Source organism: Levilactobacillus suantsaiihabitans, from assembly GCF_004745505.1.
Lineage (GTDB): Bacteria > Bacillota > Bacilli > Lactobacillales > Lactobacillaceae > Levilactobacillus > Levilactobacillus suantsaiihabitans.
Map to the genome: position 1 here is coordinate 24,414 of NZ_RKLX01000020.1, position 25,272 is coordinate 49,685.

Annotated in this window: 19 protein-coding genes; 12 read left to right on the plus strand and 7 right to left on the minus strand. The window is 54.2% G+C overall.

Annotated elements, in window-relative coordinates; translation table 11 throughout:
* Positions 1-142 precede the first annotated feature (142 nt).
* Positions 143-1,654, minus strand: a complete 1,512-nt coding sequence (yjeM, locus tag EGT51_RS10390; protein WP_135368640.1) for a glutamate/gamma-aminobutyrate family transporter YjeM — start codon at positions 1,652-1,654, stop codon at positions 143-145.
* A gap of 56 nt (positions 1,655-1,710) precedes the next feature.
* Entirely contained in the window at positions 1,711-3,126 is a 1,416-nt protein-coding gene (locus EGT51_RS10395; protein WP_135368641.1) for a C69 family dipeptidase, read from the minus strand.
* 261 nt (positions 3,127-3,387) lie between these two features.
* Here EGT51_RS10395 and EGT51_RS10400 point away from each other — a divergent pair, with 261 nt between their 5' ends.
* The 5 genes from EGT51_RS10400 to EGT51_RS10420 all read left to right on the plus strand — a co-directional run bounded on the left by EGT51_RS10400 (position 3,388) and on the right by EGT51_RS10420 (position 9,246).
* The gene (locus EGT51_RS10400) at positions 3,388-4,284 is read left to right on the plus strand and encodes a YitT family protein (RefSeq protein WP_135368642.1); all 897 of its coding nucleotides are present in this window, start codon (positions 3,388-3,390) and stop codon (positions 4,282-4,284) included.
* A gap of 35 nt (positions 4,285-4,319) precedes the next feature.
* A complete protein-coding gene (locus EGT51_RS10405) occupies positions 4,320-4,544 on the plus strand; it encodes a 2-hydroxymuconate tautomerase (protein ID WP_263854501.1) in 225 nt (74 codons plus the stop codon).
* Between the two features lie 175 nt (positions 4,545-4,719).
* Positions 4,720-6,222 carry a glycerol kinase GlpK gene (gene glpK / locus EGT51_RS10410; RefSeq protein ID WP_135368643.1) on the plus strand — a complete coding sequence of 501 codons (1,503 nt, stop codon included), beginning with the start codon at positions 4,720-4,722 and terminating at the stop codon, positions 6,220-6,222.
* A 168-nt stretch (positions 6,223-6,390) separates the two neighbouring features.
* Positions 6,391-7,539 (plus strand): ArgE/DapE family deacylase, encoded by a 1,149-nt coding sequence (locus tag EGT51_RS10415; protein ID WP_135368644.1) that lies wholly within the window; start codon positions 6,391-6,393, stop codon positions 7,537-7,539.
* Between the two features lie 462 nt (positions 7,540-8,001).
* Positions 8,002-9,246 (plus strand): MFS transporter, encoded by a 1,245-nt coding sequence (locus EGT51_RS10420; protein ID WP_135368645.1) that lies wholly within the window; start codon positions 8,002-8,004, stop codon positions 9,244-9,246.
* A 474-nt stretch (positions 9,247-9,720) separates the two neighbouring features.
* Here the strand turns inward: EGT51_RS10420 and EGT51_RS10425 are convergent, their stop codons facing one another.
* Positions 9,721-10,533: a Cof-type HAD-IIB family hydrolase gene (locus EGT51_RS10425; RefSeq protein ID WP_135368646.1), complete on the minus strand. Its 813-nt coding sequence runs from the start codon at positions 10,531-10,533 to the stop codon at positions 9,721-9,723.
* A gap of 223 nt (positions 10,534-10,756) precedes the next feature.
* On the opposite strand from EGT51_RS10425, the gene EGT51_RS10430 reads away from it, so the two are divergent.
* Positions 10,757-12,133 carry an RsmF rRNA methyltransferase first C-terminal domain-containing protein gene (locus EGT51_RS10430; RefSeq protein ID WP_135368647.1) on the plus strand — a complete coding sequence of 459 codons (1,377 nt, stop codon included), beginning with the start codon at positions 10,757-10,759 and terminating at the stop codon, positions 12,131-12,133.
* Positions 12,134-12,803: 670 nt separating this feature from the next.
* Here EGT51_RS10430 and fni read toward each other — a convergent pair.
* The 4 genes from fni to mvk all read right to left on the minus strand — a co-directional run bounded on the left by fni (position 12,804) and on the right by mvk (position 16,940).
* Complete coding sequence (fni, locus tag EGT51_RS10435; RefSeq protein WP_135368648.1) at positions 12,804-13,841, minus strand: type 2 isopentenyl-diphosphate Delta-isomerase; 1,038 nt, start codon at positions 13,839-13,841, stop codon at positions 12,804-12,806.
* A gap of 13 nt (positions 13,842-13,854) precedes the next feature.
* Positions 13,855-14,928 carry a phosphomevalonate kinase gene (locus tag EGT51_RS10440; RefSeq protein WP_135368649.1) on the minus strand — a complete coding sequence of 358 codons (1,074 nt, stop codon included), beginning with the start codon at positions 14,926-14,928 and terminating at the stop codon, positions 13,855-13,857.
* Between the two features lie 96 nt (positions 14,929-15,024).
* The gene (gene mvaD, locus EGT51_RS10445; RefSeq protein ID WP_135368650.1) at positions 15,025-15,996 is read right to left on the minus strand and encodes a diphosphomevalonate decarboxylase; all 972 of its coding nucleotides are present in this window, start codon (positions 15,994-15,996) and stop codon (positions 15,025-15,027) included.
* Positions 15,993-16,940 carry a mevalonate kinase gene (mvk, locus tag EGT51_RS10450; protein ID WP_135368651.1) on the minus strand — a complete coding sequence of 316 codons (948 nt, stop codon included), beginning with the start codon at positions 16,938-16,940 and terminating at the stop codon, positions 15,993-15,995. The genes mvaD and mvk overlap by 4 nt, the downstream gene beginning before the upstream one ends.
* A 668-nt stretch (positions 16,941-17,608) precedes the next feature.
* Here mvk and EGT51_RS10455 point away from each other — a divergent pair.
* The 6 genes from EGT51_RS10455 to EGT51_RS10480 all read left to right on the plus strand — a co-directional run bounded on the left by EGT51_RS10455 (position 17,609) and on the right by EGT51_RS10480 (position 25,053).
* On the plus strand, positions 17,609-20,449 hold the full coding sequence (locus EGT51_RS10455; RefSeq protein WP_135368652.1) for a helicase C-terminal domain-containing protein: 2,841 nt from the start codon (positions 17,609-17,611) through the stop codon (positions 20,447-20,449).
* A 48-nt stretch (positions 20,450-20,497) separates the two neighbouring features.
* Positions 20,498-21,001 carry a cell wall elongation regulator TseB-like domain-containing protein gene (locus EGT51_RS10460; RefSeq protein ID WP_135368657.1) on the plus strand — a complete coding sequence of 168 codons (504 nt, stop codon included), beginning with the start codon at positions 20,498-20,500 and terminating at the stop codon, positions 20,999-21,001.
* Positions 21,002-21,021: 20 nt separating this feature from the next.
* A complete protein-coding gene (locus EGT51_RS10465) occupies positions 21,022-22,203 on the plus strand; it encodes a pyridoxal phosphate-dependent aminotransferase (RefSeq protein WP_135368653.1) in 1,182 nt (393 codons plus the stop codon).
* Between the two features lie 69 nt (positions 22,204-22,272).
* The gene (locus EGT51_RS10470; RefSeq protein WP_135368654.1) at positions 22,273-22,977 is read left to right on the plus strand and encodes a DnaD domain-containing protein; all 705 of its coding nucleotides are present in this window, start codon (positions 22,273-22,275) and stop codon (positions 22,975-22,977) included.
* A 309-nt stretch (positions 22,978-23,286) separates the two neighbouring features.
* The gene (locus EGT51_RS10475; RefSeq protein ID WP_135368655.1) at positions 23,287-24,087 is read left to right on the plus strand and encodes a Cof-type HAD-IIB family hydrolase; all 801 of its coding nucleotides are present in this window, start codon (positions 23,287-23,289) and stop codon (positions 24,085-24,087) included.
* Positions 24,088-24,114: 27 nt separating this feature from the next.
* A complete protein-coding gene (locus tag EGT51_RS10480; protein ID WP_135368656.1) occupies positions 24,115-25,053 on the plus strand; it encodes a LacI family DNA-binding transcriptional regulator in 939 nt (312 codons plus the stop codon).
* Positions 25,054-25,272: the final 219 nt, after the last annotated feature.

Genomic DNA, 25,272 nt, shown 5'->3' on the forward strand with positions numbered 1-25,272 from the left:
CCCTCCTGTTACCATTCATGTTACCGAAAATTTTAAATCAGAGCCAATCAAGCGTATCAGATAAATGACTTAACGTGCAAACTGTTGGGCAATAAAAAAGGAAACCTTAAGATTAAAGGTTTCCCGAAATGGTCCTAGGTGCTTAGTTTTCTTTGGCTGGCGTTTCTTCCTTAGCCGAACGCTTTTGGGCGTTGTGGTAGAAGATCCAGGCCACGGCACCAAAGAAGATGGGGCCGATGATGGTCCAAAAGGCAGTCATGTAGTCGTGATCCAAGATAGGTTGCAGGCAGGTGAAGCCAATCCCACCGACCAAGATGACTAAGACGACCGTCACAATGACGTTGGTCCACAGGTGACTCTTGAAGATGACAAATGGCCGTTCCAGGTCGGTCCGCCGTTTGAAGAACGGGAAGGCGCCAATCAAGAAGAGGTAAGGGAAGGACGTGGACACGTTCCCCATATCCGTCAAGATCAGGTAGAACTGGTTGGCAGCGCTGCCCCCGAAGGCTACTAAGAAGATGAAGACGGCGACCACGATGGCTTGAATCCACATCGCAAAGCCAGGCATGCCGGCCTTGTTTAACCGGGTCATCTTGGCAGGCCACAGCTTAGGTGAGGACCCGACGATAAAGGACTTCAGTGGTGAGTAGACCAACACGAAGAACGAACCCAGGTAGGCCATGAACATGCTCAACCCAGTCAAACGGGCCAAAACGTGGCCGATGGTGATTGATGCGGCACCACTCAGCCCCATGGCTTTACCCAAGACCAGCCCTAAGTTGTTCATCAAGACGTACGTGATGTTCCCCAGGTTAACTTGGCTCTTACCCAAGACTTGACTCCAGTTGGTGCTGATCCCCCATAAGAAAATTGACAGGGAGTACATGATAGTGATGGCAATCGTGGAAATGATCAGCCCCTTAGGGAAGGTCTTTTCCGGCTTGTCCATACTATCGGTGATCCCCCCCATGGATTCCATCCCGGCGTAGGCGAAGACCGCGTACGTCACGAAGGACAAGAGGGCCATCGGTGAGGAGAATTGCGGATTAGGCGAGGCGATGAAACTGTGGATGCCGTTAATGGGTTCTGCCAGTTGACCGTGATTCAAGATCACGATGACGATGCTGGCCACGAAGAAGACCCCGGTCAAAACCATCACGAAGATGCCCCCTAGTGAGGAAATCTTGGCAATGGAGTTGACCCCACGCGTCGCAAAGAAGGTGACGGCTAAGATCCAAAAGATCCCCAGTAGGCCGACCGTTTGCGTAGAACTCAATCCCAGAAAGGACCAAGTCTGCGTTTGATCGGACCCGGAAATCAGCGTTGACAGCGGGATCCAGACCTTAGTCGAGGTGGACAACATCCAGATGATCCAAGAGGACAACCAGATGAAGGTCCCGATGAAGGCCCATTTTTCACCGATCGAGCCGGCTAACCAGGAGTAGATGCCCCCCTTAGCTTCCTTAAACGATGACCCGTATTCCGCCAGCATCAAGGCGCTAGGCAAGAAGAACAACAGGGCGGCCAGCACATACCAGATGATACTAGCGTAACCCATTTGGTCATAGGCAACGGTCGTGTTGGCAAAGCCATAGATGGCCGTGAAAATCATTAAGATCAGGCTAAATAACCCAATCTTTTTTTGCTTATTCATTTTGATATCTCCCAAAATTGGTGAGGCTTAGTCATGGCGGCTAAGCTCAGCGTTAGTTATAAATTCAGGTCCTGGTGATAGTTCAGTGGACCCAAGTCGGTGGCCTGTGTGATCAAGGTCGCCGCCAGCTCGCGGTAACGCCGAATTCCCAATGCGGCGTTGGCTGCGGCTTGTTGCGTTAAGTAATGGTTCAATTCGATGCCGGACAGGTGCTGGCCCACGGCGTCCGTTTCCTTAACGGATTGCTTGAAGGCGATGCGCAGGTCCTTTTGCACGGCGCTGACGGTAGGCCAGGCGTCGTGGTAGTGGGCGTCCAGTAAGACGCTGACCAGCTTGTAGACCCAGTAGGCCGACTGGCTGTCGTAGGTTTCGGCGCCCAAATGATAGGCGGTCGGCGTCTCGTCGATGCCCGCGTAAAACGGCACATAGACGCTTTGGGCGGCGACCCCCATGGCCAGCCACTGAATGCCGGCTAGGCTCGGGTCCATGTCCGGGCGTAGCTGCAAGACGTGTGATTCCTGGGTCTTGGCTAAACTGACGGGCCGGAACCGTTTGCGGTCGGCGTCACTGCCGGCACCCACGGGATCGTAGGGCGTGTCTTCAAAATGACTACTGAGGTAGCCTTGCGCGTCGTCCACGGACAACAAGTGGTCAGCGTACTGAATAAAGGGTAAATCAAATGATTGCGGCTGCTGAACGACTTGTGGGGTGAAGCGACGTTGGCCGTACCACACCCGCGGCGTATTATAGTACAGATCGGATTGGTCCTGGGTCCCGAAGATGTCGCGCCAGATGAAGCGGTCGCTGTGCGGATTCAGGTGGTTCTCCGCCACGAAGGCCTGTAGGTCATGGGCAAACAAGAAGTTGTCGGCGTCGTTGAAGTCGACGGCTTGAATCGCCATTTGATTGGCGACGACCGCGTACCCGTTGTCCGGGATCCGTTGGGCGACCCAGTAGTGGCCGGCGCCCGTTTCCAGGTACCAGGCTTCCTGCTGGTCGGCAAAGAGAATCCCGTTGGACTCGGAAGTACCGTACGTTTCGACCAACTGGCCGAGGCGCAAGACGCCTTCACGAGCGGTCTTAACGTAGGGTAAGACCACGGTGACCATGGCTTCTTCGCCGAGACCATCCTTAACCAACGGATCGGCGCCTAAGACGCGTTCGTTGGAGTAGGTGCTCTCCGTGGCACTCATGGCCACACCGTATTCATTGATACCGTCTTCTTCAAACAGGCCGTACTTGTCGGTCCATTCGGGCGTGGCCGTATACTTGGCAGCCGTTTGCGGCAGGGGCATGGTAAACCCGTTGTCCGTGCTCACGAATTGTTGCGGGGTGGTCGCACTCTGGGCGGGGTGAACCACGAAATGCTTGGGCCAAGCGGCCTTGGCGTCTTCGTTGCGGCCAATGATGACCGACCCGTCCATCGTGGCTTTTCGACCAACTAAAATGCTGGTACAAGCGGAATAATTCAATGGGAGCACTCCTTTCAAGATTTAGGTTAAAAAACGTTCAGTGTTCATTCTAGCATGTTTAGTTTCGGTACGATTCATTTCGGGGCGTTTTTAATTATTTTGTTTATATTTCTCATCAAAATAAATATTTATACAGGAAAAATGTAAGTTTTGCGGCGCTTTGCCAGTTAATTGACCCAGCCAAGCCCGTGGTATCGCTGGTCAACAGTTGGGGGATGTGGTTAAATAAAGAACAGCAGCTTTCCACGAGAGGAGTATAAAATGAGAACTAAATTAAAAAATGAACGTGAACTGGGTAAACATCTCATGATTCTGGTCGGTTCAGCCGTGATTACCGCGGTAGCACTGAACGAATTCTTAGTACCTGGTAAGATTTTTAGTGCCGGAATCAATGGGATTTCTCAGATTATTTCCACCTTGCTCGCCATGACGGGCGTCCACCTGAGCACCGGGTGGTTCATCCTGTTGTTCAACATTCCCATTGGGCTACTAGGCTGGTTCAAGGTCGGCCGCAGCTTCACCATCTATTCCATTATGGTGGCCGGGTTGACCTCGGTGCTGGCCATTATCGTGCCCGTTAATAATATTTCTAATAATTCGCTGTTAGCCGCACTCTTCGGTGGCATCTTGACCGGTGTCGGGGTGGCTTATCCGCTTAAGAACGGCTTTTCGACCGGGGGCATGGACATCGTGGCCGTGGTCTTGGAGAAGACGACCGGTCGCACGATTGGGACGCTCATGATGATGATCAACTTCAGCATCGTAATCCTGGCCGGCTTCCTCTTTGGTTGGGAGAGCGCTTTATACACCATTATCTCGATTTATGCAATGTCCCGGGTCGTTGACAGCATTCACACCCGTCACCAGAAATTGACGGCCTTCATCGTGACGACCCGCCAAGATGAGGTTATTGCGGAGCTAAATAAGACTTTGATTAGGGGTATCACGGTGATGCCATCATTTGGCGCCTACACCAGAAAGGACAGCGCGGTCCTCATGACCGTTATATCACGGTATGAACTTTATGCATTAGAGCACGCGGTCAAGGACATCGATCCCGGGGCCTTCGTCAACCTGGTCAACACCGTGGATATCGAGGGGAACTTCTATAATGAGACGGAGCAGTTGAAATTACGGCAAACCACGCAACAAAAGTAGGTTCAGGATTGCCCTTACCCGTGCGAACCGGTATAATAACACTATTCAACAAGAAGAAGGGAACGAGAGAAATGCCAATCGTAAACATCGACTTAATTGCTGGTCGTTCACAAGACCAATTGAAAGCCTTAGTTCAAGACGTCACGACGGCGGTTACCAAGAACACCGGGGCCCCTGCGGAACACGTCCACGTGATCTTACGCGAAATGCAACCTAACCGCTACGGCGTGGCCGGCGTTTTAAAGAGTGACGAGAAGTAGCAAATATTTGCGAAAACTTATAAACCGCCACCAACCCTGGTATACCGGCGTTGGTGGCGGTTTCATTTTGAAAAACGTTTGGCTAAACCGTGCCTTTTAGGTATACTGGTAACAAGTGCGACATCACGGCAAGATTAGGCCGTCGCTAACGAACGAATGAATGGAGAGTTGAACGATGAGTGATCAACAATACATGATGGCAATTGATGAAGGGACGACGAGTACCCGGGCTATTTTATTCGACCGGCACGGCCAAATTGCGGGACAGGCACAACGGGAGTTTCACCAGTACTTCCCGCAACCAGGTTGGGTCGAACACGATGCCAATGAAATTTGGAACGCGGTCCAATCCGTCATTTCCGACGCGTTAATTGATTCCGATGTCCAGCCTTACAAGGTCCGCGGCATTGGAATCACTAATCAACGGGAAACGGCGATCATTTGGGACAAGAAGACCGGCGAACCGATTTATCACGCGGTGGTTTGGCAATCCAAGCAGACCAGTGAAATCGCCGATCGACTGAAGGCGGATGGCCACACCGATGCCATTCACGAAAAGACCGGCTTGGTCATCGACTCGTATTTCTCCGCCACCAAGATTCGCTGGATCCTCGACCACGTGGATGGGGCTCAGAAGCGCGCTGAACGCGGTGAATTGTTATTTGGGACCATTGACACCTGGATCCTCTGGAAGCTGACTGGCGGGCGCGTACACGCCACTGACTATACCAACGCTAGCCGGACCATGCTGTATAACATTCACGACTTGGCCTGGGATAAGGAAATCTTGAGCTGGCTCAACATTCCAGAATCGCTGTTGCCAGAGGTCCGTTCGTCTTCCGAGATTTACGGCTACACGGCTGGCTACACCTTTAGCGGGGTCCAAGTCCCTATCGCCGGAATCGCCGGGGACCAACAGGCGGCCTTGTTTGGGCAGACGGCCTTTGACAAAGGGATGATCAAGAACACCTATGGCACCGGGGCCTTCATCGTGATGAATACGGGGGAAGAACCGACGCTGTCACACAACGGCCTGTTGACGACGATTGCCTATGGGCTAAACGGCAAGGTGACCTATGCGCTGGAAGGCTCGATCTTCGTGGCCGGATCTGCGGTGCAATGGCTACGTGATGGGATGCGGTTCTTTGAGCACGCCGGCGAATCCGAGAAGATGGCCGTCGATGCCCAAACGACCGGCGACGTTTACGTGGTTCCGGCCTTTACCGGATTAGGGGCACCTTACTGGAACCAAGAGACCCGGGGGGCCGTCTTTGGTTTGACCCGTGGGACCACGCGTGAACAATTCGTGCGGGCCACCGTTGAAGCCATTGCCTACCAGACCCGCGACGTGGTCGACACCATGACCAAAGAGACCGGCTTACATCTCCAGTCACTGAGTGTCGACGGGGGTGCTGCCAATAACAACTTCTTGATGCAGTTCCAAGCTGACATCTTGAATACGCCGATCAAACGGGCGGCCATCAACGAAACCACGGCGCTGGGTGCAGCTTACCTGGCCGGCTTGGCCGTTGGCTTCTGGTCTGACATGGACACGATTCGGCAAATGCACAAGTCACGCGACGAATTCGTGCCCCAAATGGCCGAAGACAAGCGTGAACGTTGCTACAACGGCTGGCAAGCAGCCATCAAGGCGACGCAAGCCTTTCATCAGGATTAAATTAATTTAAAATATAATGAAGTGAAGCCTGTCAGGTCATTTGACGGGCTTCACTTTTTACGTTTCGCTTCATCGATGCTGGGGATGATCAAATTTTCAAGTGAAAATTGGCTATCATGTAACCGGTTTCGGGTTACAATGGATGTGATACTAAAGGAGGAGTCAGCGATGGCAGTTTTTTCAGATGAACAGAAGGTCCAGATTCTCAGTGATTTGGTGGCAATCAACTCGGTCAACGACAATGAAATTGCCGTGGCCACTTATCTACAGCAGCTCTTAGCCGAACATGATATTTCAGCGAAGTTGTTGCCAGTTGCTGAACGGCGGACGAACCTGGTTGCCGAGATTGGGACCGGTCACCCGGTACTGGCGGTCTCGGGACACATGGACGTGGTCTCACCCGGCGACGTGTCGCAATGGCAAAGTGACCCATTTACGTTGACCGAACGTGATGGGCAATTGTATGGCCGTGGGGCGGCTGACATGAAGTCCGGGTTGGCAGCGCTGGTCATCAGCCTGATCGAACTGCATGCAGCGGGTCAGCCGCAACACGGGATGATTCGCTTGATGGCCACAATTGCCGAAGAGGTCGGTGAGACCGGGTCGCGCGCTTTTTACGACCAGGGCGCCATGAACGATGTGGATGCGCTGTTGATCGGTGAACCCACCGGCTACAATCTCTTTTCGGCCCACAAAGGTTCGATGGATGTCCGGTTGACGTCGCAGGGACAGGCGGCGCACAGCTCAATGCCCGAACTCGGCGCCAACGCTATCGATCCACTGCTGGCCATTTTGACGCAGGCCAACCAAGTCTTTCGCCACACGGATAAGGAAAATGTGTTGCTGGGGAAATTGGCATTTAACACGACCATCTTCAATGGCGGCAACCAGGTCAATTCGATTCCAGAATTGGCAACGGCCGAGATGAACGTGCGGACGATTCCGGAATTTGATAACGCGGCGGTGCGGGCGACCTTAACGCAGCTAGTTGCCCAGCAAAGTCAGGCTGGTGCCCAGGTCAGTATGGACATTTACATGGATCAGTGGCCGGTTCAAGAACCCCAGGACAATCCACTGAGTAATTTGGCTGCTAAGCTCGGCGAACCGTTTGCTGGCCAGCCGATTCCGAAGTTGCCACTGCCGGCCGTGACCGATGCCTCGAACCTGTTGAAGGACAAGGGCCACCAATTTCCATTCATCGTCTTTGGCCCCGGTAACCAAACGGCACACCAGGTTGATGAACACGTGGACCGGCAGATGTTCTTGGACTTCATTATGTTGTACCAGCAGTTACTGCCGGGTTATCTGAACTTGTAGAATGCAAGAAGCATCAAATTAGCAGTGAGGGACAATGGCTATTTTAGTCGGTAGCGGTGCCAAAATAAGGAATGTTGAATCAACTAGAACAATGCGTAATTAAAACTATATTTATTATAAAAACATTAAAGGAACATTTGATTTAATCTCAATGCTCCTTTAATGCTTTTATACGCAATTAAGTTAAGCAACGATGGGACAGTAGAAAGTTGCATACGCATCTTGATTCGGATTGTAATTGTTGTTAAGGACGCCTGGCAACGATTCAATTCACGTAAATCCATAGTGGTCATCTCCTGAAAGGTAAATATTTTTGACACAATCGGTTGTGCTGAAAAAATATTATATAATTAAATTTTAATTAAAACGAGAGTAAAATTACAAAAAGGTTAAAAACAAATAAGCGGATAATTCTAGGAAGAGTGATTCGTAAATGTCAAAAATTATTAGGGAGGTTACCGTATGCTAGAAATTATTAAAAATCGTGCCGTGCGGATTTTATCACTGGCTAATGTGTTTGAAACCTTGGGTGTAAGCATTTTTAATATCGTGTTGCTGACTTATGCTAAAACATACGCTAACCCAACCGTTATGATTTCAGCTGTTTCTATTGCGACGGTAGTGCCGGGAACGTTAGGCTTTGCCATTGGATATTGGGCGGATCATTTAACACATAAAGATCAGATGCTGATTGTTACAAAGGTACTTCAAGCGCTGCTATATCTAGGATTATCCTTAGTGATTGATCACCGAACACCTCTTGTTTTTGCTATTGTGATTGCCATCAATTTGATTTCTGATAGTCTAGGATTCCTTAGTAGTAGTCTACGCCTGCCTGTCATTCGTCAACGGGTGGCACAAAATGATCGGCAACAGGTCTTAGGGCTAAACCAGAGCATTGCGTCGCTGCTCCAGCCGGTAGGACAGTCAATTGGCGTTTTTATTTTGGCAGTGACTCATGATTATGCTCTAGCAGCGCTGGTCAATGCGGGCACATTTTTCCTAGCTGCTTTGATCTTACTACTGGGACGTCGGGCAATTCATATTGCACCCATTCCCGTACCGCCAGCCCGAAGAGGAGAGAAGGGACCAGGGCTTTGGCGAAAGATGAGTAATATCCTAGGTCAATCATCTGGAGTCAGTATCATACGCCTGTTGACGGCTGTAGTCATAGTTAACGCAGTGGGAGCTAGTGTAGACGCTGTCATCAATTTGTATATTTTGGATCAAGGACGCGCCACAGGATTGTCATTTGGGCTGGCGATTCTTATCATTAACGTACTTTTCGTGGCAGGAACGGTGATGGGGAGTACGCTGAAGGTGAGATTTCTAGACCGTCAGTCGTTTAAGACGGTTATGGTTGGGACGATTGGTGTCATGGTCTTGCTCTATCTGAACTTTCTCTGGGTGCAGAGTTACTGGATGGTGGTCGTCCTAATGTTCGCAATTGCCTTTGGTCTAGGTAATATGAATCCCAAGCTGTATGCACAGGTTATCAGTCTTGCTGACCAAAATATTGTAGGTACAATCTTTGGCACGGTCAGCTCGCTAGTCACCATCGCAGCACCACTGGGGAGTGTCGGCATTGTGCTCGTCTATAATGCAATTTCTCCGGCTGCGGCCTATTGGGCTTCAATTATTATTTTACTGATTGGAACCGCAGTCTTGTTACTGGGCAAACATCAACGACCGGTGGCCAAGGCTTAATTGATAAGTAAGATGTATTTGGATTTCATCACGTTATAGCAACAGTTCTTGCCGGGATATCTGAACTTGTAGAATGCAAAAAGCGTGATACGAGGATTAGATTCAAACACGAATTATTGGTAAATGACAATGAGGTGTATCAATGCTGAGTTGGCGGGATGTAGAAGACATTGCAAGTCACTTGTAGCTAGCAAGGATGGGCTAGAACAATATTTGATGATTAAAGTAAAATCGGAAGGAAGGCAACTGAGTGATACTCTCCTTTGATTTTTTTGTTATCAATACAGCTGTTATTGAAGAATGGCCTAGCGAAAATAAGAGTTCAAGGGAAACTACGGATAATTAATGTTATGTAAAGTAGAAAATTGTGATCTAGGCCGAGTTCCGGCCGGAGCAAACCAAAAGGAAGGGTCTGGGAAAAACATCCCAGACCCTTCCTTGTCCAATTTTAACTGGTCGCAACGTGCGCCAATCTTATTCAGCCAATTTTAAATAATCTTGCAGGTAGGCTGCCAACCCATCGTGATCATTGTCCAGTGGGGTAACGTCTTGAGCCAAGCCCTTGATGGCAGTCGTGGCGTTTTGCATGGCCACGCCCCAGCCAGCGTAGTCGATCATGGCAGTGTCGTTGTGTTCATCACCAAAGGCAATGATGTTCTTGCGTTCAACGTGATAGTGGTGGGCCAAAACTTCCACGCCGGTGGCCTTTTGCACACCCTTGACGCCAAGTTCGACCACGGAGTTAGGACCACCCCAAGGGGCGGCGTCGACCTCATCACTGAAGTTGTGTTGCAGGTAGCTCAGCAGGTGCTCCTGATGGCTGCGGTCGACCGCTACCGTTAAGCTGGTCGGGTTTTCCTTTAAGGTCTTTTGATTTAAGATCTGATTGCTTTGAAGCACGGAGGGGAAGAAGCCGACTTCCACGGGTTGGTCGCGGACGGCCAAGAAGAGATTCTTACCTTCCGCCGCAATCATATTGATGCCGAGCTCTTGGCGGTGCGCCAACAGGTCGAAGGCGACCTCTTTATTGAAGGTATATTGGTATTCACTGGCCCATTGCTGGTGGGGGATGTGCCCCAGGCTACCGTTAAAGTTGATCATTGGTCCGTCCAAGTGGAGCTCGTCGTAGAAGTTGGCGGAAATCCGGTTCGGTCGGCCAGTGACAATGCTGACGATGTGGCCGGCTTCCCGGGCCTGTGTTAGGACGGCCTTGGTTTTAGCGGAGATTTGGGCATCCGCGTTTAGGGTCGTGCCATCTAAGTCAATGGCGATTAATTTTCTTTCCAAAGAGAGACACCTCGCATTTCGTTGGTTGATTGGATTATCGTTCGAAAATAAACTAGCCCTCTCAATGTAACACAAGTCGCGAAAAATTACGACTATTTTGCTGAGAAGAAAAGGTAGTGCTTCCCCCTAGAAACGGGTATAATGGTTAACGTGAAATGAACGATTTGAAGCATTCTGTATATAGCAATTTTAAAATTGTATCTAACAAGATGGAGGCATAACGGTGAATTTACCTGAGGACTTTAAGACAAAATATCAGCGATTACTGGGGGCCGACGCGACGGATTTCTTCGCCAGCTTTGACACCCCCAGTCTCAGTGGCTACCGCACGAACCCGGCTCATCACGACTTGCCGGACCACTTGACGGCGGCTCCCACCGTACCCTACGAACCGCTCGGCCACTTTGGCACGGTCGGTGGGCGGACACTGATGCATCAAAGTGGTGCGGTCTATAGCCAAGAACCCAGTGCCATGTTCGTGGGGGCCACGGCCGCTCCCAAACCAGGCGAGACGATCTTAGACCTGTGTGCCGCTCCCGGCGGTAAGACCACCCATTTGGCCAGCTACCTCCAGGGCACCGGCTTGCTGGTGACCAATGAGATCAACCGCAAGCGGGTCAAGGTCTTGGCGGAAAACGTGGAACGGTTCGGCGTACGGGAGGCCGTCATTTTAAATGAGTCGCCTGATCGTCTGAGCCCCATTTTCCCGGACTTCTTTGACAAGGTGCTGGTCGATGCGCCATGTTCCGGTGAGGGCATGTTTCGTAAGGACCCGGCGGCCATGGACTATTGGTCCTTGGATTACGTCGCGGAATGTGCGGCGCGGCAACGCGAGATCATGACCGAGGCCCTCAAGATGGTCAAACCTGGTGGCCAATTGATCTATTCGACCTGCACCTTTGCGCCGGAAGAAGACGAACAGATGATGGCTTGGGTGCTGAAGAACTATCCCGAGTTTCATCTGGTCCCCATCACCAAGGTCGGTGGCGTGATCGATGCCCGGCCGGACTGGGCCGATGGCAATCCAGAACTGAAGAAGGCGGCACGGCTGTTCCCGCATTTGATGCAAGGCGAGGGCCATTTTGTCGCCAAGCTCGAACGTGACGCTGGTGATGCGCAAACACCGCGGGGGACCGCTAAGCTAGGGACGCCGTTGACCGGTGACCAACGCAAGCTCTGGCAAGACTTTGCCCAGACCGTCTTGGGTGGCTCGGACTGGGCCAACCTCGTCACGGTCAAGGACCAGTTGTTTGCCGTACCAGCAGGTCTGCCTAACTTGAAGAAATTGCACGTCTTCCGGCCGGGCCTCCACCTGGGGACCTTTAAGAAGAACCGCTTCGAACCGGCTTACGCCTTGGCGTTAGCCAGTGATCCGCAACAAGTCTATCAGACGCTGGCCATTACGGATCAACAGTGGCGCGCTTGGGTCCATGGGGAGACCTTTACCCTGACGACGGCGCCCAAGAAGGGCTGGTACCTGTTGGTTTGCGCCGGGCAACCAGTAGGCTTTGGTAAGGTCGTCGGAACGACTGTGAAGAACTTCTTCCCGAAAGGTTTACGCTTTACGGTCTACGATGATGACGTGTCTGCGGCCAACTAGTTAAAATGACTGACGGTTGAATCTAAAATTAGCGCGTCCGTTGCCGGAATGACGGTGTTCTATCCACTAAGATTAGTGAAACCAGGTGCCTGCGTCAGCCAGGGTTCCGCCTGCTCTGGGGAACACCTCCAGACTGAGAGGCGGTCTTCCGGTTCGCTTGAAAGCCTGGCAAAAATCACCAGTCTCTCAAGACGTCCCGCGCTGTAGGCTGAGAAAGGACCTCAGCCAACACCGCCGACACAGCTGGCTCCACCCTGGCTGCCTCCGGCAAGGTTGACGTCTATCAGTAACACTGTGTTAATGATAGACTAGTCGTCAATGACTATCTGGCATTAAGACGACTGTTACTGACAGCACTACGTTAGCCGAGAGTTCGCCAAATATGGGTTCCGCCGCTTAACAAGAGTGTGACGACAGGCGGTTAACTGTTAAGCAGAACCAGTTGCCTGTTCGCGCACGTTTCGGCTCAAAGCGAGGCGTCGAGATCAATCTTTGGCTCGACCCGTCCGCCCCAGCGTTCCAACCCATATTTGGCGAACGGTAGGCGGCCAGTTCCCGCTATAAAAAGGCCAACAACTAAAATAACACAAATACCCTTTGACCCGCCAAATCTGGCGTAGCGTCAAAGGGTATTTTTAATTGTAGTTAACAAGAAGCTGATTTTAAAGGATTAATACTGTAGGCGCCGTTGGCGGCAATAGCTTTCTAGGCTCGGGGATAACAAGAGCCGCTGGGCCTTTAGTGCCGCCAAGTTGGGGGTACCAAGTAACGTCATGATATCGCGGAGACCGTCTTGCCAGTCCAGCAACATCGCCGTCGTGGTGGCCTCGTCCGTCTTGATCAGGCTGTGTAAGATCTGGCCAGCACTGCCAACGACATTCGCGCCCAGTGCCAGGGCCTTGGCGGCGTCTAGGGGTTGGCGAATGCCGCCCGTGGCGATGACCTGTAGCTGCGGAACCTGATGGGCTTCGAACAGGGATTCCACCGTCGTTTGCCCCCAACCAGCGAGGTAGCTGAGTTCCTTTTGGGGGCGGCGGAAATTCTCGATTTGCACGAAGTTCGTGCCGCCGCGGCCCCCGAGGTCGACGTATTTCACGCCCACGCTGGCCAGCTTGCGCAAGGTCTCTTGGGCCATGCCGAAGCCAACTTCCTTGACGATGACCGGCACGTTGACACCTGCCACGGTCTGGCCGATGCTATCGAGCCAATAAAAATCGCGGTCGCCCTCGGGCATCACGAGCTCTTGGGCGGTATTGACGTGGATCTCTAAGGCGTTGGCCGCCAGCATGTCAATGGCTTGTTGCGCCTGGGCGACCGTGTGACCGGCGCCGATGTTGGCCAAGACGATGCCAGCGGGATTATTTTCCCGCAGCGGGGTAAAGGTCTTGACCGTACTGGCATCTTGGAGCGCAATACTTTGCGAGCCACTGGCCACAGCCATCCCCGTCGCCGCAGCGATCCGTCCCAATTGGGCGTTGACCTGCCCCGTCCGCGGACTGCCGCCGGTCATGGCCTCGATCAAGAACGGCACGGGGAGCTGTAACGGTCCCAGCTGCGTCGTTAAATCGACATCGGCCACGGCAAGTTCGGGCAGACTCTGATGAATGAAACGGAGCTGGTCGAATTGACTGGTAGCAACGGGTTGATAAAATTTCTCCGCCAATGACAGGTGTTCGTCTTTGCGGTGGGCGTGACGGGTCACATCCATGGGATCTCACTCCTTACTCGATAACGTGATGAACGTTGAGCTTCAACGGTTCGATGCCGCGGCCTTCCCATTCCTTTAAGAGGTGGGCCAGGTCTTTGGCGGCATTGATAATGACGATACCGCAGTCACCACCGCCGGCCCCGGAAGACTTGGCGGCCCCGCCGATGTGTACGGCGATGTCACACATGGTCTTCAACAGGGTGGTTTCAATGGTGACGTGGCTTAGACAAGCCAGCCGGTTCAACAGCTGCCGGTTGACGGCGATTTCGCGCTGAATGGCGTCCAAGTCTTGGTCATGGAAACCTTGAATCATGCGTTGCAGGCACTCGCGACTCTCACGCAAAAAGGCGTGGTAGTCTTGCCGACGCGTGGCCTTGAAGAGGGCAATCTTATCGACCAGATGCGACGTGGAAGCCGGTGTACCGGTCCAGCCAATCATCAGGCGCAACGATTCCGGTGGCGTTAACAATTCAATTTGTAAGCCCGGCCAGTCGGCGTCTAGCAGCTCGGTCAGGGATAACTCTCGGCGTGCCGAGGCCAGCCAGTCGCGGTCAAAGGCCTGATAAGCGATCCAGCCGCCGTAAACGGAAGCCGCAATGTCGCCGAGCGATCCGTTGCCTTGGACGTCTAAATGGGCAATGGCGGCTAGTTTGAAGAGACGGTCTTTGCTCATTTTGATGTCGTAGAACTGGCACAAGGCCTTGACGGTGGCGACGGTGACGGCCGCTGAAGAACCGAGGCCGTACTTCTTGCCATCGGCGCTGTCGAGGTCACTGTTGACATTTAAGTGGTAAATGGCCAGCGGCTTGCCCAGGGCTTGGGCATATTGTTCGGTCAAGCGAATGGCTGACAGAATGTAGTGGAAGGGATTGTCACGGTTATCAAAGACCAATTCCGTTCCTTGGCGTTGCCAGTACAGTGAATTTTCTTGGTACTGCTTGGACGCGATCCGCCCGTAGTCTTGGCTGGGGGTAATCGTCACGGTCACAAACTGGTTGAGGGCAACAATAATTGCCGGGTAACCGGGTTCCACCACGGCGTACTCGCCGGCAATGTAAAGTTTTCCGGGTGCTTGCGCGGAAATCAATAAATCAGGTCCCTTCTTGTCTCACTAACGTTTTTAACGATAAATTTTATTGGTGTGGCTGGAAATCAACCACTATGTAGTTCAGGTCACCGGGACCTATAGAAACTCAATGCCGGGACCGGGATGGGCCACGACGAGGCGGTCGGCACCAAATTGTGCGGCCAGCTGGGTCGTGACGGCAGGCAGGTCGGGCGTTTGGCAAAAGACCTTTAAGTTTGGCCCCGCATCGAGCGTGTAGTAGCACGCCACGCCGGCAGCACGTAGGTCACGGACCGTCTGCATGGCCGTCAAAGTGTCACCATTAAAGTAGCTGTACGGCGGGTTGGCACTCAGCGTCAACGCGTGCATCCGCATGGCGTTGGCCTCTAAGATCTCACCGGTCGTGGTGAAGTCATGGGCCAAAATGGCGGGTTTGATGGCGGCGAGGTCTGCCGCAACGACTTGTTTCCAGGCCGGGTAATACGGCGAGGTGGTGACGCTACTTTGCATGCCTTGGCGCGAACTGACCTTCTTTTCGTGGGGGTCTAGCAACAAGGCGACCATGGCGATGGGCCAGTCGACCTGTTCTTGAAACGGCACGGCCACGGAGGTGTGGTCATCGTGACCGGCTTGCCACTCGACAAAGCCGCCAAAGATGGACCGGGTCGCCGAACCAGACCCCCGGCGGGCTAAGCGCGATAGGTCGGCGCGAGACAGTTCCATACCAGCCGCTCGACTCGCCGCACCAGCCAGTGCCGCAAATGCCGAGGCAGATGACGCCAGTCCCGCCGCGGTTGGCACGTGGTTAGTCGAGGTCACCGTCGCAAAACGGGTCTCGCCGCTCATTTGGCGAACCAAGTCGAGAAACTGCCGTACTTTTTGGCTGGCGTCACGGCTCAGACGGTGGTCATTTAGGATCACCGTGTCGGCGGTGAAGTCCGCATCGAAAGCCACGGTGGTATCCGTATAAAATTGGTCGAGTGTTAACGACAGACTGCTGGTCTGCGGGATGATCAAGTCGGTATCGGCCTTGCCCCAGTACTTGACGAGGGCGATGTTGGTGTGGGCGCGTGCGGTCACGGCGGTCATTGGGGTTCCTCCTCTAAGTTAAAGGCTTCGGTCCAGGTCTGCGTCGCCCCTGCGGCGAGCAGGCTGGCCTGAACGCGGTGCGTGGTGGCTAGGTCGGGACACAGGGCGATCAAGCAACCGCCCATGCCGCCACCAGTTAATTTAGCGCCGAGAGCACCGTTTTGCCGGGCGACTTGGGTCAACTGGTCGAGTTCTTCTGAGCTGACACCTAAGCCGCGTAACTGGTCCTGGGCATCGGTCATGATCTGGCCCAGATGCATCAGGTCCGGTGCGGCCAACGCGGTGCGGGCTTGGTGACTCAGTTCGCCCAGACGCTGGATCTGTTGGGTCGTTACTTGTGGAAAGGCCATCTTGCGCCGGGCAACGGCCGCCACGGCTTGACCCGTTTGACCCTTGATGCCGCTATCGGCGATGACCAGGTAGCCGCGTAACGTAAAGGGGATCTGGAGGGTCTCTTGGTGCGGCACGAACCAGATGGGCACGTCGGAACTCACGGTGGCAGCGTCAATGCCGCTGGGATTGCCGTGGGTGATCTTTTCGGCGATAGCCGCCGTTGCCAGCAATAAATCACGCGTCAGGGGACGGTCAAAGAAGTGGTACATTGCCCGCGTAATGGCCACGGCCACGGCGGCCGACGAGCCCATCCCCCGTTCGGCCGGTAAATCACTGGTGATGGTCATGGCAAACGGGGTGTCCTGGGCGTCAAAACGGTTTAACAGCGTCGCTATCAACGCGGCCACGCCGGCCAGGTTTTGCCCCATTTGGGCGATGGGGCCGTCAAAGTAGCGGCTAGAAATGGTCTGGCCGCTCACGGCTGGGGCCATCACCACCCGCGTCGTCACTGAGGGCAGGGGCAAAGCGATGGCTGGTTGGCCATACACCACGCTGTGATCCCCGATAAGAATGATTTTCGCGTTACTTTTGCCGATTGCCGTTTGACCCAAGTTTCCTCGCTCACTTTCCTTGTCGAATTTTACTTACCAAAAAATATCATACTCTACTGATTGGCGTTGCGCTAGCTTTGACCTTTAAAATCCCGGATTCACGCAAAAATTAACCCTTTCTATAGAAAGTCGGCGATAATTGACTAAACAATCTGGGGTGGTGGGGGCTGGTCGCTAGTAATCGGTTGACACACCGAGAGCAATTAGCCATGCCGATTGATTAACAACCTTAGTGTCGCTGATGACTACCAGCAACAATTGTCCGTGATGTTAATCGGTACGTCTAACGCTGTCCCTTAGTTGAAAGGCTGGGGGGATTGCCACACCAATCGTTGTGATGCAATCCGCCAGCAATTTTTCCGGCAGATTCCCTGGCCGCCACGGGCACTGGCTAACGGTAGAGCGACCGGTAAAGTCTGCGTCACAGCCAAGGACAACCTAACTATCATACCAGACCGGAATTGCGATGGTAAATGTTTCAGCGAAAAATTTTTGCACCCACCGCGTCAGGCCGCAAACTTTTTTCGACGCCAGCGCGCCACCACGGGCCTAGCATTCGCACGCAAAAGGCGGCGGGGACCGGCTAGTCAGGCGTAGCGTTAGCGGGCCAAGTGGTGTATCATAGTGCCAGTTATTATCGCAATCGTGCAGAAATTGGTGAGCATATTATGGATAAAGACACGGTTTACGCGGTGGTGGATATTGAGACCACCGGAACCAGTGTGACAGATGGCGACCGCATTATCCAGATTGGGTGCGTCTTCGTCCAGCATAATCAAATTATTAATCATTTCGAAACGGACGTGAACCCGTTACGTGAGATTCCGGCCGGGATTACCCGGTTGACGGGGATCTCCAATCAGCGGGTCCGGCACGCGCCGCTCTTCGATGACGTTGCCGGGACGCTGTACAGTCTCTTGACCAATACGGTCTTTGTGGCTCACAACGTCAATTTTGACCTGCCGTTTATCAACGCGGAATTCAGTCGCGTCGGGTATCCCGAGCTGACGATCGAGGCGTTGGATACGGTGTCTTTGAGTCAGATTCTCTTGCCGACATCGCCCAGCTTTCGTCTGCGGGATTTGAGCGGCTACTTCAACATTGAACATGACAGCCCGCATTCCGCGGACAGCGATGCCAGTGCCACGGCCGAATTATTCATTTTCCTATTTCGGCGGTTACGGGCCTTGCCGCAAGTCACGCTGCAAAAAATGATCGACTTACACCCTGATCTACCGCTCCAAACGGCGGCACTTTTTGACGTGGCCCGCCGGCTAAACGAGCAACAGCCGCGCAAGCTACCGGACTACCTGTACATCAAGAATGGTCTGGCGCTGCGCAAACCCGAAGCGACGGCCACGACCACGTTGGCGGCTCCCAGCAAGTACCCCAAGACCAAGAAGCAAAAGCAAAAATTGATGCCAGATAACTTGGAATGGCGGCCGGAACAGGCGAAGATGATGAATTACATTTACAACAACTACGCCAATGCCGACCAGCATCCCGTTAAGCAGATGATCGTGGAGGCGCCCACCGGGATTGGTAAGAGCCTGGGGTACACGCTGCCGATGGCGTACTTGGGCCAAACTGGGCGGCCCGTGGTCATCAGTACGGCGACCACCTTGTTGCAAGAGCAGTTGTTGGACCAGACGTTGCCCTTACTCAACGCCATCGTGCCGTTTCCGGTCAATGCGGTGTTGGTCAAGGGCAGCCGGCATTATCTGGACCTCCAGCGCTTTGCCACGACGCTCAAGGTGGCCGAGACGTCTAAGCAAACGCAGCTGTTGAAGTTACGCTTGCTGGTCTGGTTGACCATGACCACCACGGGCGACTTAGATGAGCTGCACCTAGCGACGTACCGGGCACCGTACTTTCAAGAGATCATGCACGAGGGGGCAGTGACGGCGGACAATCCGTTTTACGCGGATGATTTCTTGCGCCGCCGGGATCAACGGTTGGAGACGGCCCAGATGGTCATCGTCAACCACGCCTACCTGAGCGAACACGCCTTAGACCTGGGTGAGCGGCTCCATCGCCCGTATCTGGTGATCGATGAGGCCCAACACCTGCCGGATAGCACACTCAAGCAGCGGCGGACCCAGGTCAAATTTGCCCAGTTGGTCAACGAACTCCATCACGTTCAGCGCGACATTAGCCGCGAGACCGGCCCGAGCCTCTTGAGCCTCTTTCACGACGATGCCGCGGCGGTGGGGGCCTTGCATCGCATCTTAACCGCCGGCCAAACGTTGGAAACGCAACTGGAGGCCTTGGTCAATCAGTTGTTCTTGCGGTTCTTATCGTCCAAGCGGCCCAACAACCACAATCAGATCATTGAAGAACTGATTCCGGCCGCAGACCTGGCGGCGGAACTGGACCGCGGGGATGCGGTGGCCCAGGCGACCACCGCCACCGACGACCTGTTGGCCGAATTGCGGGCCTTACGCCAGCGCTTTGATCGCCAGGCTGACCGGTTTGCGGCTTCCGAACGTTACTTGTTCGAACAGGTCGACACCCGGATCCATTTATTTGATGACCAAATGAGTCAGCTCCTGACGATCTTGCGGCAGGTCGTAGATCAGGCGCCCGCCAGTTTGTTTTGGCTGACCATCAATCACGTCGGTGACCGCAACAGTCTGCAGCTGGCGAGTGGTTTGCTAGCGACCGAAGGGTTCTTGCGCAATCACTTGTACGCGGGCTTTCAGCCGGTCTTATTGACGGGGGCCACGCTATTTTCTTCCGGGCGTTCACAATACGTCTTGGACCAGTTCGACTTGGACCGCGACCAAACGGCAACGCACCGGATGCGCTCCAGCTTTGATTACGCCCAGCAAGCCGAGCTGTTCATCAGTGACGCCGGGCCCAACCTCAGTCGAGTCGCGCCCGCCGATTACGTGACCTATTTGGCCGCAGCCATCAGTCAGATCGCTGGAGCGGTCAACAAGCAGACACTGGTGCTGTTCAATTCGCTGTCCGTGATCGAGCAGGTCTATCAAAAGCTCTGTGCCCAACCCGAGTTTGCCCAACGCGAGATCTTCGCCCAAGGCATCAGCGGCAGTCGTGAACGCATTGCCAAACGCTTTGCGACCAGCCACGGCGCCATCTTACTGGGAGCGGCCAGCTTCTGGGAAGGTATCGACTTGCCCGCCGAACAACTGGAACTGCTAATTGTGACGCGCTTGCCGTTTGATTCACCGGACCGGGTCTTCGTCAAGGCCAACTACGCGCGGCTCGAGGCGGCTGGCAAGAATCCATTTTACAGTGCGGCCTTACCCGCGGCGACGTTGAAGCTGCGGCAGGGAATCGGCCGGTTGATTCGGACACCGCACGATCGTGGCGCTATTGTCATTTTGGACCAACGCCTGATCGAACGGCACTACGGGCAAAGCATCTTACGGGCCTTGCCGGCAGATCTGCCGCAGACCACGGGCGACACCAGTGCGATTGCTCAGGGATTAGTTAATTTTTTTGAAAAAAAGACGAACGATTCGGTGACGCCCCCCGAAGTCTGATATAATTGGAAAAGATTGAAATTCGACAAGGGAGACCGATGGAAATTGATGAGACAACAGTATCAACGACGTCAGCGGCCGCGTCACTGGGTCCTGCTGAGTGTGCTGCTGGTGATCTTGGTGATTCTGATCAGTGCGGCGGTGATGGTCAATAAGGCCACCAAGCCCCTGACGCAAAACCAAGCGCATGCAGAAGCCGTCGCTAAAAAATCCGGTCATTTGACCAGTACCAGTCAGTTTTACTGGACCAACTTGGATACGACCTACTACACCGTGGCGGGCAAGAACAAGGCCAAGCAAAGCGTTTACGCGATTGTGCCCAAGACCGGCAATGACGTGACGGTCTTGAAGCAAAGTGCTGGGTTAACGCGTAACACGGTGCTACAGCGGGTCTGGCAAAAGAACCCCAAGAAGGTCTTATCCGCGGCACTGTGCATTTTCAACGGCAAGCCCGCGTGGCAGGTCAGCTACCTGAATCAGAGTGGCAAATTGTGCTACGTGACCTACCAGTACAGCACGGGTAAAATGCTACAACAGATTTCCAATATTTAAGAACTGGAGGCGGGATAACGATGCAACTAGCCAAACGCGCATTAGCAGTCCAACCTTCCGCAACCTTAAAGACCGGGCAACGAGCCCAAGAACTACGGGACGCGGGAGTCGATGTGATCAACCTGAGTGTCGGCCAGCCGGACTTTCCGACACCTACGGCCATTAAGGACGCCACCGTGGCGGCAATTCGGGCCAACCAGGTCGACGGTTACACGGCCACGGCGGGCATCTTGCCGCTGCGCCAGGCGGTAGCCGACCATTTAAAGGCCACCCAACACGTGACGGTCGCGCCCGAACAAGTCGTGGTGACGACCGGGGCCAAATTAGCGCTCTACGCATTGTGCCAGGTGGTCTTGGACCCTGGGGATGCCGTGCTGTTGCCGGCGCCTTACTGGGTCAGCTACAGCGAACAGGTCAAATTGGCTGGCGGGGTACCGATTGAAGTGGCGCCCACGGCGAGTCTAAAGGTCACCCCGACCCAGCTAGAGGCCGCCGTGACACCTGCGACCAAGGCCATTATCTTGAACTCACCGCAAAACCCCAGCGGCCTGGTGTACACCCCGGCCGAACTGCGGGCCATCGGGGAGTGGGCCGTGAGTCACGACTTATTGATCGTGGCCGATGAGATCTACGGTGATCTGATCTACGATGGGCAACGGCCAGCCACGTCCATGTTGACGTTGGGCGACGACATCGCGAGTCACACTGTGTTGGTCAACGGGGTCTCGAAGACCTACGCGATGACCGGGTGGCGAATCGGGTACGCCGTGGGGCCCCAAGCCCTCATGACCGCGCTGACCACGGTCCTGTCACACGTGACGGGCAACGCGGCGGCCGTGAGTCAAGCGGCCGCCTTAGCCGCATTGACCGGCGATCAGGCCCCCGTCGAGCAGATGCGCGCGGCCTTTCAAACGCGGCTGGACACCATTTATCCGCTGGTCACCGCATTGCCAGGCTTTCGGTTAGACCACAAGCCGCAGGGGGCGTTTTATCTCTTCCCCGATGTGAGTGGTGCGATGGCACGCAAGGGATTGACCACGACGGCGGACTTTGTGGCGGCCGTCTTGGATCAGGCCCACGTGGCTGTGGTGACTGGTGAGGCCTTTGGGCTACCGCACCACATCCGGTTGAGCTACGCCACGGACCTGGCTTCTTTGCAGGAAGCCATGGCGCGGCTACAGACCTTTATGACCACAGATTAAACAACTTTTTAACGATCGGACCGCAAACGTTGGGTTCGGTCGTTTTCATTCAAATCAGGAGGCTTTCACATGGAGGATTTTATCCAACGTTACGTGCAGGCGGGACAGACTAGCGTGGCCAACTACCTGCTGGATCATTTTCGCGAGGTGGGGATGACCACCGACCAACTGCTGGTCTACTTTCAACTGCGGCGGTACATGGACCGTGGTCGCCAACTGCCCAACGCCGACGAAATCGCGGCGCACCTGGGCTGGGATAAGCAAAAGGTCTATCAACTGCTACACGAATTGATTACGCATAAGTTAATGACGATTACCACGGTGACCGACAGCCAAGGGCAAAAACAAGACGCCTATGATTTTCGCTTGTTGACTGAGAAACTCAGCCAGTTGGCCGTCCAAGAGACCCAGCAACAGGCCCAAGCGACCGTCAGCAATGACCGCTCCGCCGTGTTTAACCAAATCGAAACGGAATTCGGTCGGCCGCTGTCACCGCTAGAAATGGAAAGTATCACCCAGTGGCTGGATCAGGACCATTACCGGCCCGAGCTGATCCAACTGGCCTTAAAGGAAGCCGTCCTCAGTCAGGCGTACAGCCTGAAGTACATGGACCGCATCCTGTTGAGCTGGGAACGCAAGAATCTGAAGACGGCCGCCCAGGTCCAACGCGAAAAGGAACGCCAAGAACCGCGGCGCACCAATCCAACCAACGGTAACGGGACTGGTGGCGGCGAGGTGCCGGACGTGCCGATTTTTAAGCTGACGGATCGGTAATGGTGACGAGTGAGATAAGGGCGTTTAGCTGGCGAGTATTTAGGCCGATAACTGAATAATTTTAAAAAATGCGCAACAGAGTCTGGGAGGATTTCCTGGGCTCTGTTTTTTTGGAGCTATTTTTAGCTGAAGGTTGAAATCAAAATTAACGCGTTGTGCCGTAACCGCGGTGTCCTGACACCTTTGGCGAACGGTAGGCGGCCCGTTCGCATTGTGAGGCTGAAGTCGACAATTTTCAACTTTTCCTTGCTATGGAACGCGTTCCATACGGTATGCTAAGGGTATTCAGAAGACGAGAGGAGTTTTCCCATGATTCAACACGTATTTTCCGATATGGATGGGACCCTGTTAAATAGCCACGGTGAACTGAGCGACACGACGATTGCGGCGGTGAAAGGCAGCTCGGTCCCCGTGACTTTGGTGTCGGCACGCGCGCCTTTAGAGATGGCCCGGGCCATCGCGCAATTGGGACTAACAGCGCCACAGGTTGCTTTTAACGGCGGCTTGATCTTTCAGCCACAGACCGGTGACGTCCGCTTACGTGAGGCGTTGCCCGCGGCGGCTAGTCAGGCCTTACTGACGACGATTGAACGTGACTTTCCCAGCGTGAGTGTCAGCGCCTACGACCAGACCACCTGGTATGCCCACCGGATTGACGCCGGAATCTTGCATGAACAGGTGTTGACCCACCAAAGCCCAGTGGTGGTGCCGGGACCCTTGGCGACGCTGGCTCGGACGCGACAATTCCTGAAGATCATGTTGATCGGAGGAGACGCAGCGGTGATGACGACCCTGCAGCGGACGTTAACGCAACTGAATCTGCCCGTCAGCATTAAGCAGTCGGGCCAAGAATACCTGGAGATCACCAGTGAGCGGGCGCAAAAATCGCGCGGTATCGCGGCCATCTTACGCCAACGCGGGATTTCAGCGCAAGCGGCTGCGGCGTTTGGGGATGGCCACAACGATTTACCGATGCTCCAAACAGTCGGCCTGCCCATCGTCATGGGAAACGCCACTCCTGAGATTCAGGCGGCCGGACGTTACGTGACCAAGACCAATGATGAAAACGGCGTGGCGTACGGGTTGACGCACCTGCTAACGACCGGTTAAGGTTAAGACCAGAAAGAAGGTGCCGGGATGGCAACGATTAAAGATGTAGCGCGACTAGCGGGGTATTCACCGGCGACGGTTTCGCGAGCCATCAATCACAGTGGTTATGTGTCTAGACAGGCGACCGCTAAGATCCAAGCGGTGATTGCGCAGTTAGACTATGTCCCCAACGATATTGCCCGTGACCTCAGTCAGGGCCGGACCGCTAACGTGGGCGTGGTGGTACCATACCTGGCGCACCCGTATTTCACCCAGGTGTTCAACGGCATTCTCAAGGCGGCCTTTGCGGCGGCTTACAACGTGGTCTTACTCCAATCCAACTACGACGCCGACCGGGAGAGAGGCTACCTGGAACAGCTCCATCGGCGGGCGTTTGACGCCTTGATCTTCACCTCCCGGGCCATTCCGTTAGCGGAGTTGGCCGCGGCCCAAAAATACGGGCCCATCATCTGTTGTGAAGATCCCGGCGACTACCCGTTGGCGGCGGCCTATTCCAAACGGACAGCCGCGTATCGTGCCGCATTTTCCTGGATTCGCACGCAGGGCTACCAGCGGGTCGGCTTGACGTTTAGCCGCTCCGCACAATTGAGTGCAACGACGCGGTTGACCCTGGCCACGTACACCAATAGTTTTGGCCAAGCACCGGCCCCGGAAAATATTCGCCTGGGGGTGACGACCTTTACGGACGGTTATCAGGCAGCGCAGGCGTGGGCCAGACTGGCTAGTCAGCCGGACTTCATCTTTAGCAACGGCGATGACATTGCGGCGGGCATCCGTCAATTTTATGTGGACCACCATTTGCTGGTTCCACCTCTAATGGGTCAGGAGAACCAATTGTCTAGTCGCTTGTTAGGCCTGCCAACGATCGACCACCATTTTGAGCGTGTCGGGGCCGCGGCCTTTGATTTGGCCGCTAGCCGCCAGATTGCGCGGGTACCGGTGGCGGCTGACTTGATTTTGCGGTAGTCCGCGGTTATGAGTGGCAAGAAACCAGCGCCAGCTAAGCCCGATGCCTGTGGCCACGTGATGTGTGCCGCTGGTCATTAATAAAAATCACCAGAAAAAACGGCTCTTTGTCAACCGGTGTTGATGGGGAGAATTTGAGAGGTTCAATTCACTTACGAATTGGGCCTCTTTTTTGGACCCGAATATTGAATTCAATCTGTATTCTGTAGTGGAAGTTAG